General features: G+C 56.0%; 9 protein-coding genes. 5 read left to right on the top strand and 4 right to left on the bottom strand.

What is annotated here, in order from left to right:
* Positions 1–351: 351 nt before the first annotated feature.
* Entirely contained in the window at positions 352–1857 is a 1506-nt protein-coding gene (gene cysS / locus Fuma_RS20665) for a cysteine--tRNA ligase (RefSeq protein ID WP_077025787.1), read from the bottom strand.
* Between the two features lie 406 nt (positions 1858–2263).
* On the bottom strand, positions 2264–2641 hold the full coding sequence (locus Fuma_RS20660) for a hypothetical protein (protein WP_218922222.1): 378 nt from the start codon (positions 2639–2641) through the stop codon (positions 2264–2266).
* Positions 2642–2973: 332 nt separating this feature from the next.
* Between Fuma_RS20660 and Fuma_RS20655 the strand changes: the two genes are divergently transcribed.
* Complete coding sequence (locus Fuma_RS20655) at positions 2974–4401, top strand: IS1380 family transposase (RefSeq protein ID WP_077025137.1); 1428 nt, start codon at positions 2974–2976, stop codon at positions 4399–4401.
* 513 nt (positions 4402–4914) lie between these two features.
* Here the strand turns inward: Fuma_RS20655 and Fuma_RS20650 are convergent.
* Positions 4915–5217 carry a hydrolase gene (locus tag Fuma_RS20650; RefSeq protein ID WP_077023977.1) on the bottom strand — a complete coding sequence of 101 codons (303 nt, stop codon included), beginning with the start codon at positions 5215–5217 and terminating at the stop codon, positions 4915–4917.
* A gap of 230 nt (positions 5218–5447) precedes the next feature.
* Here Fuma_RS20650 and Fuma_RS20645 point away from each other — a divergent pair, with 230 nt between their 5' ends.
* Positions 5448–6584 carry an IS110 family RNA-guided transposase gene (locus Fuma_RS20645; protein ID WP_158520925.1) on the top strand — a complete coding sequence of 379 codons (1137 nt, stop codon included), beginning with the start codon at positions 5448–5450 and terminating at the stop codon, positions 6582–6584.
* 892 nt (positions 6585–7476) lie between these two features.
* Here the strand turns inward: Fuma_RS20645 and Fuma_RS20640 are convergent.
* Positions 7477–7854, bottom strand: coding sequence for a DUF6924 domain-containing protein (locus Fuma_RS20640; protein ID WP_083732197.1), 378 nt, complete (start codon positions 7852–7854; stop codon positions 7477–7479).
* A 386-nt stretch (positions 7855–8240) separates the two neighbouring features.
* On the opposite strand from Fuma_RS20640, the gene Fuma_RS20635 reads away from it, so the two are divergent.
* The 3 genes from Fuma_RS20635 (at position 8241) to Fuma_RS20625 (ending at position 13676) form a co-directional block, all read left to right on the top strand.
* Entirely contained in the window at positions 8241–10295 is a 2055-nt protein-coding gene (locus Fuma_RS20635) for an ATP-dependent helicase (RefSeq protein WP_077025785.1), read from the top strand.
* Between the two features lie 172 nt (positions 10296–10467).
* Complete coding sequence (locus tag Fuma_RS20630) at positions 10468–11421, top strand: LamG-like jellyroll fold domain-containing protein (RefSeq protein ID WP_077025784.1); 954 nt, start codon at positions 10468–10470, stop codon at positions 11419–11421.
* A 71-nt stretch (positions 11422–11492) separates the two neighbouring features.
* Positions 11493–13676: a sialate O-acetylesterase gene (locus Fuma_RS20625; protein WP_083732196.1), complete on the top strand. Its 2184-nt coding sequence runs from the start codon at positions 11493–11495 to the stop codon at positions 13674–13676.
* Positions 13677–13746: the final 70 nt, after the last annotated feature.

Genomic DNA, 13746 nt, shown 5'->3' with positions numbered 1-13746 from the left:
AGAGAATTATGGTGGAGCGGTTTCCGCTTTCCATTGCTGTTTGTTGGGCACTCAGCCAAAACTGAGCCCGGCCGCCCGCAGTCTTTGAGAACGTCAGAAACTGGCTAGCTTCCGCATTCTAGGACAATCCACCAAATGGCGTAAAGACATGCTTGCCAATGAGTTCCACGGAATCTCACGGGAATGTGCGGGTTTAGGGCAGACTTGGGCGAGGTCTCGCCGCCGTTCAGTTTGCCTATTTTCGCCCAGGGGCGGGATATGCATTCCCGCCCGACCTCTGCTTCAGTCGCCAAAATGCACGCGAGCGGCGGTCGCCGACCACCGTGGAAGTTCGCTGGTGTGTGTATATGTTCACGCCAGGCGTTTCTCGGCGACCGTACCCTCGGGGCTGTTCTTCACATCATAACCGAGTTCGTCCAGTTGCTTGCGAAGCTCGTCCGATGTGCCCCAGTCTTTGGCAGCTCGCGCGTCGTCGATCGCTTTGCACATCGCCGGGATATCCAGATCGCCGTCTCCCGCGCCGGAACTGGCAGCGTCGCCCAGTGGAGCGATTGCCAGCACGCCGTTGATTCTGTCCAGGACCGCCAATGCTTCGGCCGGGTTGTCTGGCGTCGTCGAAGCCCACGGCACGACCACGGCCAGGGCTTTGCTGAAGTTCAGGTCGTCACCGATGGCGTCGCCAAACTGTTTCAGAATCGGGTGACTGAGGTCGACTTCCGCCGTCGCTCCGTCAGCCGCCGCTTCCAGTTTCGCGCGGAAGTCGGTCAGCCGCTTCACGACGTTGGCCGAATCCTGCAGGCCCTTCTTGGTGAAGTTCATGTTGGCTCGGTAATGAGACTTAATCAATTCCAGTCGCAGCACCGCCGGATGCACCTTCACGCCCGTTGCCCGACCTTCCAGCACGTCGCGGACCGTCCAGAAGTTGCCTTTGCTTTTGGACATCTTTTCGCCTTCCACCAATAGAAAGCGAGCGTGCATCCAAAACTTCGCGAAGGTGTCCGCCCCGGTCGCGCCTCGCGACTGAGCGATCTCGCATTCATGGTGCGGGAAAATCAGATCTTCGCCGCCGGTGTGAATGTCGATGACGTCTCGTTCCAACCGCTTGCGAGCCATGCAGGAACATTCAATATGCCAGCCGGGATAGCCGGTGCCCCATGGCGAGTCCCACTTCATAATGTGACTGCCATCGGCCTTCCACAACATAAAGTCGGCTGGGTGTTTTTTGTTCGACTGGTCCGCTTCGTTAATGCGTCCGCCCGCACCGGTTTGCAGGTGATCCAGCGTGTTGCCGCTGAGTTTACCGTAGTCCGGGAAGCTTTCGACGCTGTAATAAACAACGCCGTCCGGACCCACATACGCGTGCCCGGAATCGATCAACTGAGTGATCATTTCCTGCATCGTATCGATGTTGTCGGTGGCCTTCAGGATGTTATCCGGCTCGAAGGCAACCTTCACGCCCAGTGTTTGAGCGTCCTCCAGAAACGCTTTGGTGTAGTAGTCGGCAATTTGAAACGGGTCTTCGGGGTTTTCGACGGCCCCTTCCGGCACCTTGCCCGACTTCTTGTCCTCTTTTACTCGCTGAGCGGCCGTCGCCATCTTGTCTTCACCGGCACCGTCGGCATTGGCGTCGTCTGTCATGTGGCCGACATCGGTGATGTTCATCACGTGGTGCACGTCGTGCCCAAAGAATTCCAGCGTGCGGCGGATCACGTCCGCGAACAAAAACGAGCGGAAATTGCCAATATGAGCAAAGTCGTACACCGTTGGCCCGCAGCTATACATGCGAACACAGTCCGCTTCGACAGGCGTGAACTGTTCTGTGGTGTTGGTCAGAGTGTTGTAGAACTGAATGGCCATGTGTGGTTGCGGAGCGTTGGGTGAAGAATGAATGATCGTAGGTCAGGCTCCTGCCTGACTTCCTCGGAGATAGCGTAGCGCGGCAGGCGTGAGCCTGCCCTGCCGTCGACTGCCTCATGCAGAATGGCAGGATAGTGAATCTCCTGCGACAGCGGCAGGCCGAATTGCGTTTCGGTTGTTGCTGGGCGATGTTAGCCCCATCCATGGAATTCCAGTCGCCAAACGTCACCCACGGAATGAGGCTTGAAGCCGGGGGCAAAGCCACGTTGGAGGCAATTTGAACTTTCGCCGGCCACAAATCCTAAACTGGTATTGGCTGGCAGACTGCTACGCTAAGAATTAGTTGGGTCAAGCGTTTCGGCATCTGCAATATCCTTGGGCCGGCCACAAGCCCTTTTATTGGCGATCAAATCCGTTCGGCCAAGTACACAAAGATCGATGCCATCCATGCTGATTTCCAGTCGATTCTCCCATGCATGATCAAACGAAACACCTGAATCGCAGTCAGGATGTCGATCCTTGATGGCTCTACGCCAATTTGGAAAACCATTCCCGGTTTGGCAAGATCTGCTATCGTCAAGTCATGCAGTGGGGCTCCAAACTCGGCCAGTACCCGATAAACGCGTGGAGCAGTCTTCGCATCAGGGCGAACCCAAAGGTCGAGATCGCCGGTTGCGCGAGGGTGGCCGTGAGCAGCAACGGCGTACGCTCCAACAAGTAGGAAATCAATTTTCGCTTCGGACAACGCGAGCAACATTTCTTTGAAGTCGGGGTTGAACAACATTCGGCTCCTTGAATGCCCAAGCGGTCAGTGTCAGCGGCCACACCATCAGCAGGCGTTCGGCGGGGGTCGCATTGGGAACGCCAGCGTCGCAACCCTGCTGATCGAGCGTCGTCCGCTTAGTAACGGAACGATCCATTCGTGGCAGTGAAGTCATTGCATTCCTTTCGGCCGAAGTTTGACAGCAGAATGTGCTTACGTCGCCTGTTCAAACAGCATCGAGCGATGAAGAATTCTACTAACCCGGAAATCTCACACAGAGAATGCACAAAACCGCCTCTGCGTGCGTAAGTCTTTTGTGAGAAGGATTTACGTCAACATCAGGAGGCGGTTTTGTGGTGACAGAGTGTAGCAGAGAGAAGTTGTTATTCGAGGGTCACGGTCGGCGAGAAGTTTGTGCCGCGTTTGATGGTGGAAAGATCACGTCAGATGGTGGCGGGTTGTTGTTGCGGGAAGTCGAAGAGCGGTTTGGTATCCTTCGATCGTTCACGGCGAGCTTTACGGATCATCGAAGTGAGCACAGTGAGTTCTCAGTCGAAGAACTGTTGCGGCAGCGAGTCATGGGAATCGCTCTGGGCTATGAAGATCTGAACGATCACGAGCAGTTGCGACATGATCCTCTGCTGGCTCTGATGTGCGGGCGACGAGATATCACCGGACAGGATCGTGCTGCCGAATGCAGCAAAGGTGTTCCGCTGGCCGGGAAGAGCACGCTCAATCGGTTGGAACTCACGCCGGTTGGGGCGACCAAAAACAGTCGCTACAAAAAGATCGTCGCCAGTGTTTCCACACTTCAGGATACTCTGGTCGATGTTTTCATTCGCATGCGAAGCAAGCAAGGTGTGCCGACGGAACTCGTGCTTGATCTCGACGCCACGGATGATCCGGTGCACGGCGATCAGCTCGGGAAATTTTTCCACGGCTACTACAAAAGCTACTGCTTTCTGCCGTTGTATACGTTCTGCGGCGGCTGGCCGCTCGGCGCCGTGCTGCGTCCTTCAAACATTGACGGCTGTGCGGGAACGGTGAAAGAACTCGAACGCATCGTTCCCAGGCTGCGAGCCGCATGGCCGAACGTTCGGATGATCGTTCGAGCGGACGGTGGTTTTTGTCGCGACAATATTCTCGCCTGGTGCGAGAAAAACCGTGTCGATTACATCATTGGCCTGGCAAAGAACAAGCGTCTTGTGAAGGCAATCGGGGGCGAACTTCAGCAGGCGAAGGTTCAGTTTGAAGCAACGGGCGAAGCGGCTCGGGTGTTCAAAGATTTTCGGTATCGCACGAAGGAGACATGGTCATGCGAACGCCGAGTCATCGGCAAAGCCGAACATCTTCGCAAAGGAGCCAACTCGCGTTTCGTCGTCACCAGTCTTTCGCTCGAACGCGTCGACGCACGTATGCTGTACGAAGATCGTTACTGCGCGCGGGGCGACATGGAAAACCGGATCAAGGAACAGCAGCTTTATCTGTTCGCGGATCGCACGAGCACTCACAACATGCGTTCGAATCAACTGCGGTTGCTGTTCTCGACGATGGCGTATTTGCTGCACCACGTGCTGCGGGAATTCGGCCTGGCGGGGACCGAGATGCAGAACGCTCAGGCGGGCACAATTCGTTCGAAGCTGCTGAAGATCGGCACGAAGATTCAGGTGAGCGTTCGGCGCGTGGTGATCAGCTTTTCCGAATCATATCCGTACCAGCCACTGTTCGAACGAGTCCTTGCTAATCTCCGCCGCCACAGACCGCAGGTCATGCAGGTCTGATTTCAGTGCGACAACATGAGATTCCTCAGCCGGCTTCGAAGATCGGTGACGCACCGCTGCGCGCGTCTGGAAATGTACGAAGCCACGATCCCAATTTCGGTCGAATGGGCCTCAGATTCATACCAGGATCTCAACGCCAACGAAATTCTACCACCGCCGCCTACTCAACCCCGATCGCGTGAGACATCCGGGCTAAGGTCAGCAGCCGTTGCCAAACGCCGAAATTGTGTCGAAGGTCGGTCCATAAGAACCATGAATACGAACAGATGTTTGAAGCAGCCAGCTCTTGCAAGAAAGCTGAGCGAGACTTCGTTAAGAAACGCCACGCAGCAACACGGATGAAGGAAGCGTCAAACGAAAACCGACAAGGATAAGTCGTAGCGAGTTGGAGGGCAAAAAACTCTCCAACAAAAAAAACTACAACTTCTTTCCCCGATAAAAATACGCGCTACTTGACTTATCACGACATACAGATGTTATGTGACCGCGAGCATGGGGAATCAGGGTTGATTCTCAATGGTTTGACGCGTTGCCGGGCAGAATGACGTCGCAATAGTCGAGCAGCTTGTCGCCACGGTCGTCGAGGCATACATCGGGTTTCGGTAAGAATGCCACGAAACAGTCCGCAATATCGAGTGATTTTGCGACATCGCGGGCATAGTCGCCACCTCCGCGCGACCAGCAGTAGAGCGTATGACCAGCGGCATGCATCCGGCGCACGTAATCCGCGCTGGCGGGCATGGGAATCTGCGTGGTGCCAACAGTGCGGATCAACGTGTCATCGACGTCGATGTAGATAACGCGTTTACGATCCATCGAGTGCCTCGGTCACATAACGGAAGGTTTTTACGACACCGCCCTGAACGAAGCGAACGATGCCTGAACTACGAGAAATTGTACCAAAGCCAGCCTGCGTTGACAAAGTTGGAAGGTGTGCCGAAGGCCCCAGCGTAAAAACCATGACACTGTTCATGTCGTGATGAGTTTGGAAATCTGGTCTGATGTTCAGGCGGATGGAACTCTCACTTCTTTACAAGGACAGACACATGGCTTTTTACCCTACTCAGCACGAACTTTATTGCGGCGTCGATCTGCACGCCAGGCGGATGTACACCTGCATCGTCGACTCCGATGGCAAGACCGTCTTCCATAAGAATCTGCACTGCACGCCGCGGGATCTGCAGACGGCTCTCGAACCGTTTCGAGATCGAGACATCGTGCTGGCCGTCGAATCGACCTTCAACTGGTACTGGCTGGCGGATGCGTGTGATGAACTGAACGTGCCGTTTGTGCTCGGCCACGCCTTTGGAATGAAAGCGATTCACGGCGGCAAGACGAAGAACGACAAACAGGATTCGTTGAAGATCGCTCAACTGCTGCGAGGCGGCAACTTTCCCGTCGCGTGGGCTTACCCCAAATCGATGCGCAGTCAGCGTGATCTGTGCCGACGACGGTGCTACTTCACTCGGCAGCGAGCCGAACTGCAAGCGCACGTTCGCAGTTCGTGTCTGCAGTACAACGTCGCCGCGCCGAGCGGACAGTTACGGTACGCGTCTCACCAGGAAGGGCTGGCGGAAACGTTTCCCACGCAGGCTTCGCAACTGACCATCGAAACGGACATCGCCATGATCAACGCGCTGACAACGCAGATCTCGCGGCTGGAAAAGACGCTCGTGCAGATGGCTCAGTTTGATGATCCAGGTCTGTTCTATCGGCTGAAAGCGGTCCCTGGCATCGGTGATATTCTGGCACTTGTCATCCTCTACGAAATCGGTGACCTGAAACGTTTTCGCCGCGCAGGAGACTTCCTTTCGTACGCTCGACTGGTACCCGGTCAGCATTCGTCGGCCGGAAAGAACTACGGTTCGCCGGGGCGCAAGCAGGGTAATCCTCAGTTGAAGTGGGCGTTCAGCGAAGCGGTGGCGCTGCTGCTGCGAGACAGCCCGGCCACCAAAGCGGCGTTCGCAAAGATGGAGAAACGTCACGGTCGCGGCAAGGCGCTTTCGATTCTGGCCGCGCGACTGGGCCGCGCCGTTTACCTGGTGCTCAAACGCGGCGACATTTTCAGCGAGCGTGAATTTCTGCGACTGCCGGACGACGCGCGCGTGGAAGTTCCGAAACCTCGCCGACGTCGCAAAGTCGCATCGAAAGCCGCTCAGCCTTCGACCGCGGCGCACGGCTGAACGGCGTTCCCTCTCACCTCACCAACCAAGGCGGAATTGCCTTCGTCTGCGCCGCTCATCGGTCACCGTGGCAGAGTGCGTGACCGACAACCGGCTCCGACAAAGGCAATTCCTGGCCGCAACGTTTTATTCGTCACACAGGAGAACAACACATTCGAAACCACAGCAGCGGCGTGAGCCGGGCGCACAACTGAGCCACCTTGTCGCGGCGGAAACGTTGCGACAAGGAACATCGCCGAGTTCGACAAATCGCTCGCACAAACGTGTCCGCATTTGAGCACCCTTTTGACGGTGACTCAGCATGAGCGAATGAACCCCACGGGCGTGAGCTCACGAACCATGACTGGCCGCGTCGCTGCTGCCTTCACATTTCAGAATTCACACACGGAGACCCGTTTGAAATTTCCCTGATCCCGGCTGCCTCGCCGTCGAGTCACCCCACAACTGGACGCGCTTGCAACACAGCGTGAGCCCAACAACTTCATGAATGACCGACGATCGAGCCCATAACAGTTTCTGTGCTCCGGAACGGAGAACACCGTCGACAACCGCATAACAAAACACAAAACCGTCTGGCGGCCGCTTAGACACGCATTGCGTGTGATGCACTCTGTGGTGCGAAGCTGACCGCCGAACGGCTGTGCCCGTCGTCTTCGGTTTGAACACGAACAGATGTTTGAAGCAGCCAGCTTTCCAACGGAACGCTGAGCGAGACTTCGTTAAGAAACGCCCCGCAGCAAACGGAACGGGAAAACCTCGAACGTGAAACCAACAAGGATAAGTCGTAGCAAGTTGGAGGGCAAAAAACTCTCCAACAAAAAAACTACAACTTCTTTCCCCGATAAAAATACGCGCTACTTGACTTATCACGACATACAGATGTTAGCGGACACTACGCTGGGAACCCACGAAAGACGCCGCGTGCATCTGTGTTGTTAGCGAAGTCATCGAAATCCATGTTTGCAAGCGAAAGATTGTTCTCGACGCCCCACATCTCGGAAGGGACTACGCGAAACGTCCGACCGGGATTGTGATATAGATCGACGACGAGGACGGGATGGTCAGGATCGGAAACTGCCATGGAGTCCACAACAAAGATGAAGGTATGGCCTGAATTGAGGGCAACAAGTTGGTCAGGGATAACGCCAGAGAATTCCGGATCAGAAACACATTCGACGTAGGCAACGAAATCGTCTTCAGTCTGTGGCGATTGGATTGCCGCGCAAAGAGACGTCCACGCCGCGTCATCGGTGAAGTCCGTGCGAAGCACGAGAGCCTCTTGGGTTTCAGGGAGTGCTTTCACGAAGCCGGTTCTTGTGTCCGCTAACGGTTATCTGTACGACAGACCTGTCGTACATGCTGGATTTGGGGAAATAGCGGGCACCGAGTATAACCCCGCGGAAACTGGTAGCAAGACGTCCCGTCACCATGAATACCGCACGGACTCGGCGTAGGCAACTGCCCGTCCCGCTTATCCACCCCGCGACCAACGGAAGCAACGCCGGCGATTCCGCCCCCACAACGTCACTCGTCCGCCACGCCAATCGCCCGCCGGTGCGTACCGGCACTCAGGTTGCGGATGGGCGTCGGCTAAGATAGCCTCCCGCCCCGTTTGTCTGATTCGTCGCTTCTAAAAAACATGCCTTTCGCCCGAAAATGCTGAATCTCAGCGGACTCAACCCGCCTCAACGACAGGCCGTCGAAACACTTTCCGGGCCGCTGCTGGTGCTGGCCGGCGCGGGAACGGGGAAGACGCGCGTGATCACGTTTCGTATGGCGAACCTGATCAGGCACGGCATTCGCCCCGACCGCATTTTGTCCGTCACCTTCACCAACAAGGCGTCGCGCGAAATGCGCGAACGAGCTCTGAAATTACTGGGTTCGCGGGTGAAGGCCAAGCCCGTGGTGTCGACGTTTCACGCGTATTGCGTGCGAGTCCTGCGTGAGGATATTACCGCGTTGGGATATCCCAAAGGGTTTGTGATTTACGACCGCAGCGATCAGGAATCGGCCGCTCGCACGGCGTTGCGAGAAATCCGGGTCGGCGACAAAGCGATGAAACCTGGCGACCTGCTGAACAAAATCAGTTCGTGGAAGATGTCGGGCCTGACTGAAAACCAGGCGGGTGAGTACGCAGAAGCGGACTTCGATGCGCTGGCGGCCATGGCGTATCGCAAGTATCAAAAGCAACTGCGAGCGTCAGGTGCGGTTGATTTCGACGATTTGCTGCTGTTGACCAGTCGGCTGTTTAAGGAACATCCGGAAATCCTGCAGAAGCATCAGGCGAAGTTTGATCATGTGCAGGTCGACGAATATCAGGACACGAACGGCGTTCAGTTTAGTCTTGTCGAAAACCTTGTTCAGGGCCACCAGAACATTTGCGTGGTCGGCGACGACGATCAATCCATCTACGGCTGGCGTGGTGCCGAAGTGCAGCACATCCTGAACTTCGGCGGGCATTTCGCCAACACGAAAACTATTCGTCTGGAAAACAACTACCGCTGCACCAATCGCATTGTCGAATACGCTAACCGTCTTGTGAGGCACAATCGCAATCGACACGAAAAGAAGCTGATCGCTCATAAGCCCGACGGTTCACCGGTGCGAATTCTGGCGTTCGAAGACGAGACTCAGGAATCCGAAAACGTCGTCAAGGAAATTGCGTATCTGATCACCGAACTGAGTGTCCGTCCCAAAGACATCGCCATTCTGTTCCGGACCAACGAACAGCCACGGCTGTTTGAAACGGAGATGCGACGTCTGAATGTTCCGTACGTTCTGCTGGGCGGGCAATCGTTTTTCGATCGCAAAGAAATCCGCGACCTGCTGGCCTATCTAAAGGTGCTGGCGGCGCCGCGTGATGAAGTGAGTCTGCTGCGAATCATCAACACGCCGGCACGCGGCATCGGAGCGACCACGACTGAAAAGCTGGTCCAGTTGGCGGTGTCGCAGGGCAAGAGTCTCTGGGAAGTCGTGCCCGAAGGCATCGCGGCGGGGATCGTGCCGAAGCAGGCTCAGGCTGCTTTAAGCGATTTCAGAAACCTGCTGGTTCGGTTTCGCGACGTGATGCTGGAACATCCACGAGACCTCGCCGACCACGTGCGCAGGCTTCTGAGAGCGATCGACTACAACGGAGAAATTGATAAACAGTACAAAGATGAGACTCAGGCTGAGCAGCGTAAGGCGGTGCTGGAAGACCTGGTGAATTCCATTGGCCAATACGTCGAAAAAAACAAGTCGCCGACGTTGGAAGGGTTTTTGGAAACCACAGCGCTGATGGACCGCGACGATAAGTCGGACAAGGATTCTGAACTGGCGGACAACGCCGTGCGTTTGATGACGCTGCACTCCGCGAAGGGGTTGGAGTTTCCTCGCGTGTACCTTGTCGGCATGGAAGAGAACCTGCTGCCTCACCGGCGCAGCGTGGAAAGCGACCTGGAAAAAGACATCGCCGAAGAACGCCGGCTCGCGTACGTGGGCGTGACTCGAGCAATGGACTACCTCACACTGACTCGCGCGAAAGCACGCATGAAGTGGGGCAAGCGTCGCGAAACGGTGACGTCGCGGTTTCTGTTCGAAATGCAAAAGGAACCCGGCGAAACTCTGAACGAAGAACACGTCGGCGGCGAAGAAGATGAGCTGTTCGATGCGTCGGCGCCCAAGCAAACGCTCACGAGTCTGTTCGACGCCGACGACAATCCGCCGTTTTAGGTGACTGCTCGGTCGTCCGCTTTTGCGATCGGTTGCGTGAGGTGAGTCGCTTCGGACGAAATGCGGCACGCTTTTCAAATCGTGTGTTGTTCGAGTAGCATCATTTGCATCGGCGGCCTTTGATCGCCCCGAGCTGCCCTGCCCCGCGAAGCCTATCCGACAGGAGTGACCGATGCTGAACACGTTGCGCGCCGCCAGCCCTTCACTGTCTGCCAGGTTTTGCCTGACCGCCGTCTTTATGGCGAGCGTGATACTGGGAATGACGGCGTCCAGCGCAGATGAAAGCTCAAAGCCGATTCGCGGTCTGGTTTTTCACGCTTCTTTTGACGGCGTGACGGACGTCAACCTGTTTCCGGCTGACGGCGACGGTTGGGCTTACACGGCCGATTCACCGGCGATGAAAGTCGTGACGCAGGGGCTGACAATTCCTGAGGTCAGCATTGCAAAGGACGCTGGCCGCTTAGGTGACGCTCTTCGCTTTAGCGCTAAGACCAGCAAGGTGTTGTGCTACAAAGCAGAAGTCAACGGGTTGAAGCCGACCGAAAACTGGTCGGGCACCGTATCAATCTGGCTGAAGCTGGATCCGGATAAAGACCTTCCCGAAGGATTTTGTGACCCGCTTTTGATTACGGCAAAGAAATGGAACGACGCCGCCATCTTCGTCGACTTCGACAAAGACCTGCCGCGAGATCTTCGCCTCGGCGTGTTTTCTGATCACGACTTCTGGAATCCAAAGAAGATCAACTGGGAAGACTTTCCCGTTGACAAACGCCCGATGGTTACAGTGAAACGGCCGCCGTTTTCGAGCGACAAATGGACGCACGTGGCATTCACATTTACCAATGTCAATTCGACTTCGGACCAGCCGTCCGTCGCTAAACTCTATCTCGACGGCGAATTGCAGGGCATAATCAAACGGCCCATGCGATTCACATGGCCAAAGCCGGACGACACGACAGCGGACGACGCAACGGCGGACGACGCAACGGCGGGCGATCAGGACAGCAAGGCCATGATTATGCTGGGCATCAACTACGTCGGCGACATGGACGAACTTGCGATATTTCGGCGAGCTCTTTCCGACGACGAAATCAAACAGGTCTATCTGCATCCGGAACGGTTGTGACATAGCCACCACCGCGCTAACATCATTCGCAGATTCCCGGGTTACTCTTTCCTGCCAATAGTGAGCCACTCATGCCCAAACGTTTCCCCGCGCCCAGAAAACACCTTTCGATGTTCGCCATCGCCACTTTGTTGGCTTGTAGTTCGACAGGCTTTGCCGATGTTCGGCTGCCGTCAATTTTCGGCGACCACATGGTGCTGCAGCAGCAACAGCCGATTGAAATTCATGGTTGGGCCGACAGCGGCGAGTCTGTCACGGTGACCTTCGGCGAACATTCGCAGACGGCGAAGACGGGCGACGATGGGCGTTGGCGAGTTGAGTTGCCGGCCATGTCGGCAAACAGCCAGCCTCAGGTGCTGACAGTTAAGGGGAACAATACCGTCACCGTGAAGGATATCCTGGTCGGCGAAGTCTGGTTGTGTTCCGGTCAGTCGAACATGGAATGGCCTGTTCGAGCCAGCACTAACGCGACCGAGGAAATTGCGGCGGCCAATTATCCGTTGATCCGTCACATCAAACTTCCTCGCGCACCATCGACCATGCCACGCGATAGTTTCGACGCGCCCTGGCAGGTGTGTTCTCCGGACGTTGCTGGAAGCTTCACCGCCTGTGGTTACTTCATGGCGCGAGCTCTTCACAAAGAACTGAACGTGCCAATCGGCCTGGTGAATTCTTCATGGGGAGGAACGCGAGTTGAACCGTGGACTCCGCCCGTCGGCTTTAAGAAAGTGCCCGCGCTGCAGGAAATTTCTGAATCCGTAATTGTGAAAACGCCAGGCACCCCGGAGCACCGCGAACGTCTGGCTCAGCACTTGGCGGCCACTCAGCAGTGGTTGGCCAAAGCGCGTGAAGCACTGGAAAACAATTCCGACGCGGGGCCAAGTCCCGAGTACCCAGCCGACTTAAAGCCATTCACCAGCCATCAGGATCCGACCATGCTGTACAACGGCATGATTCATCCGTTTGTCGGCTTTCCGATTCGTGGAGCGATCTGGTACCAGGGTGAATCCAACCACGCTGAAGGCATGCTGTACCTCGAAAAGAAAAAAGCACTGATCAACGGCTGGCGGGAACTCTGGGATCAGGGCGACTTCCCGTTTTACTACGTTCAGATTGCACCGTATCAGTACGGCAGCGAAGACCCAACAATCCTGGCAAGGTTCTGGGAAGCTCAGGCCGCCGTTCAGGAACTTCCCAACACCGGCATGGTCGTCATTAACGACATCGCTACCCTGGACAACATTCATCCTCCCAACAAGCAGGACGTCGGCCAGCGTTTGGCATGGTTGGCACTGAAGAATGACTACGGTCGCAAAGACGTCGTCGCCAACAGCCCCGAATTCGAATCGCTGGACGTTCAGGATGGCAGTCTGAAAATCAACTTCCGCAACACGGGCGGTGGCTTGAAGACTCGCGATGGCAAGGCTCCCAACCATTTCGAAATCATCGGTCCTGGTTCCGGTGGCTTTCAGCCGGCCACTGCAAAGATTGAAGGCGACAGCGTCGTGCTGACATCACCAGAAGCCAAACAGCCGGTCGCATTTCGTTTTGCCTGGCACAAGTTGGCTGAGCCGAATCTGTCGGGCGGCACCGGCCTGCCGGTTAGCGCATTTCGTGGTGGTGAGATGCCTCAGTTTCTGGATACGCTTCCGGTGAAAGATTACAGCCTTGTGTATGATTTGGATCTGTCGAAGCTGGGCCCCGAAATTCAGTACAGCGTGGACAACAGCGACTCGGTTAAGGCGTTCGATCGGATCGGGTATCTGCTGGAGGTGACGGCCGCCAATGGAGAAGAACAGAAGGTGTTTGTCTCAATGAACGCCTTTACCGACGATGCGAAGAAAATCGGGATTCCGACCGTCGCTTCGCAGGCCAACTTTCAGCAGAAGGTGGAATCGATGGACGTGTATTCGACCGTCGCTGGTATCACGCAGGGCACGGCAATCGCGACTGGCAACATCGAATTCTGGCCGAACAACTACGGTCCCGGAAACGAAGCTCGCATCCCGGGGGCTTCGACCAGTCTTTATGACCATAGCGACAGCCCGGGACCGCCTGATGATGGCTACGGCTCGATGCAGATCCACAACTTCGGCGCAAAGCAAACGCTTCTTGCCGTTAATCACTGGTCCGCCAAAGCTAACGCGGACATCGGCATCGGCAACAGTGAAGGCAAGACGCGTGACTGGACGTTCACCGGTAACGCCGCTTCTTACCCGGAAAAGCGGCTTCGAGTCTACGTGCGCGGGAAGTAGGCGGTACTCGTTCCATTGCCGGCGCATCTGCCTGACAGAGCGCCGGCAATACGAATGTTGCGTTCATGCA

It is taken from the genome of Fuerstiella marisgermanici, from assembly GCF_001983935.1.
Classification (GTDB): Bacteria; Planctomycetota; Planctomycetia; order Planctomycetales; family Planctomycetaceae; genus Fuerstiella; species Fuerstiella marisgermanici.
Note: the sequence above shows the minus strand (reverse complement) of the source record. Positions and strands in the feature narration are given on the sequence as shown.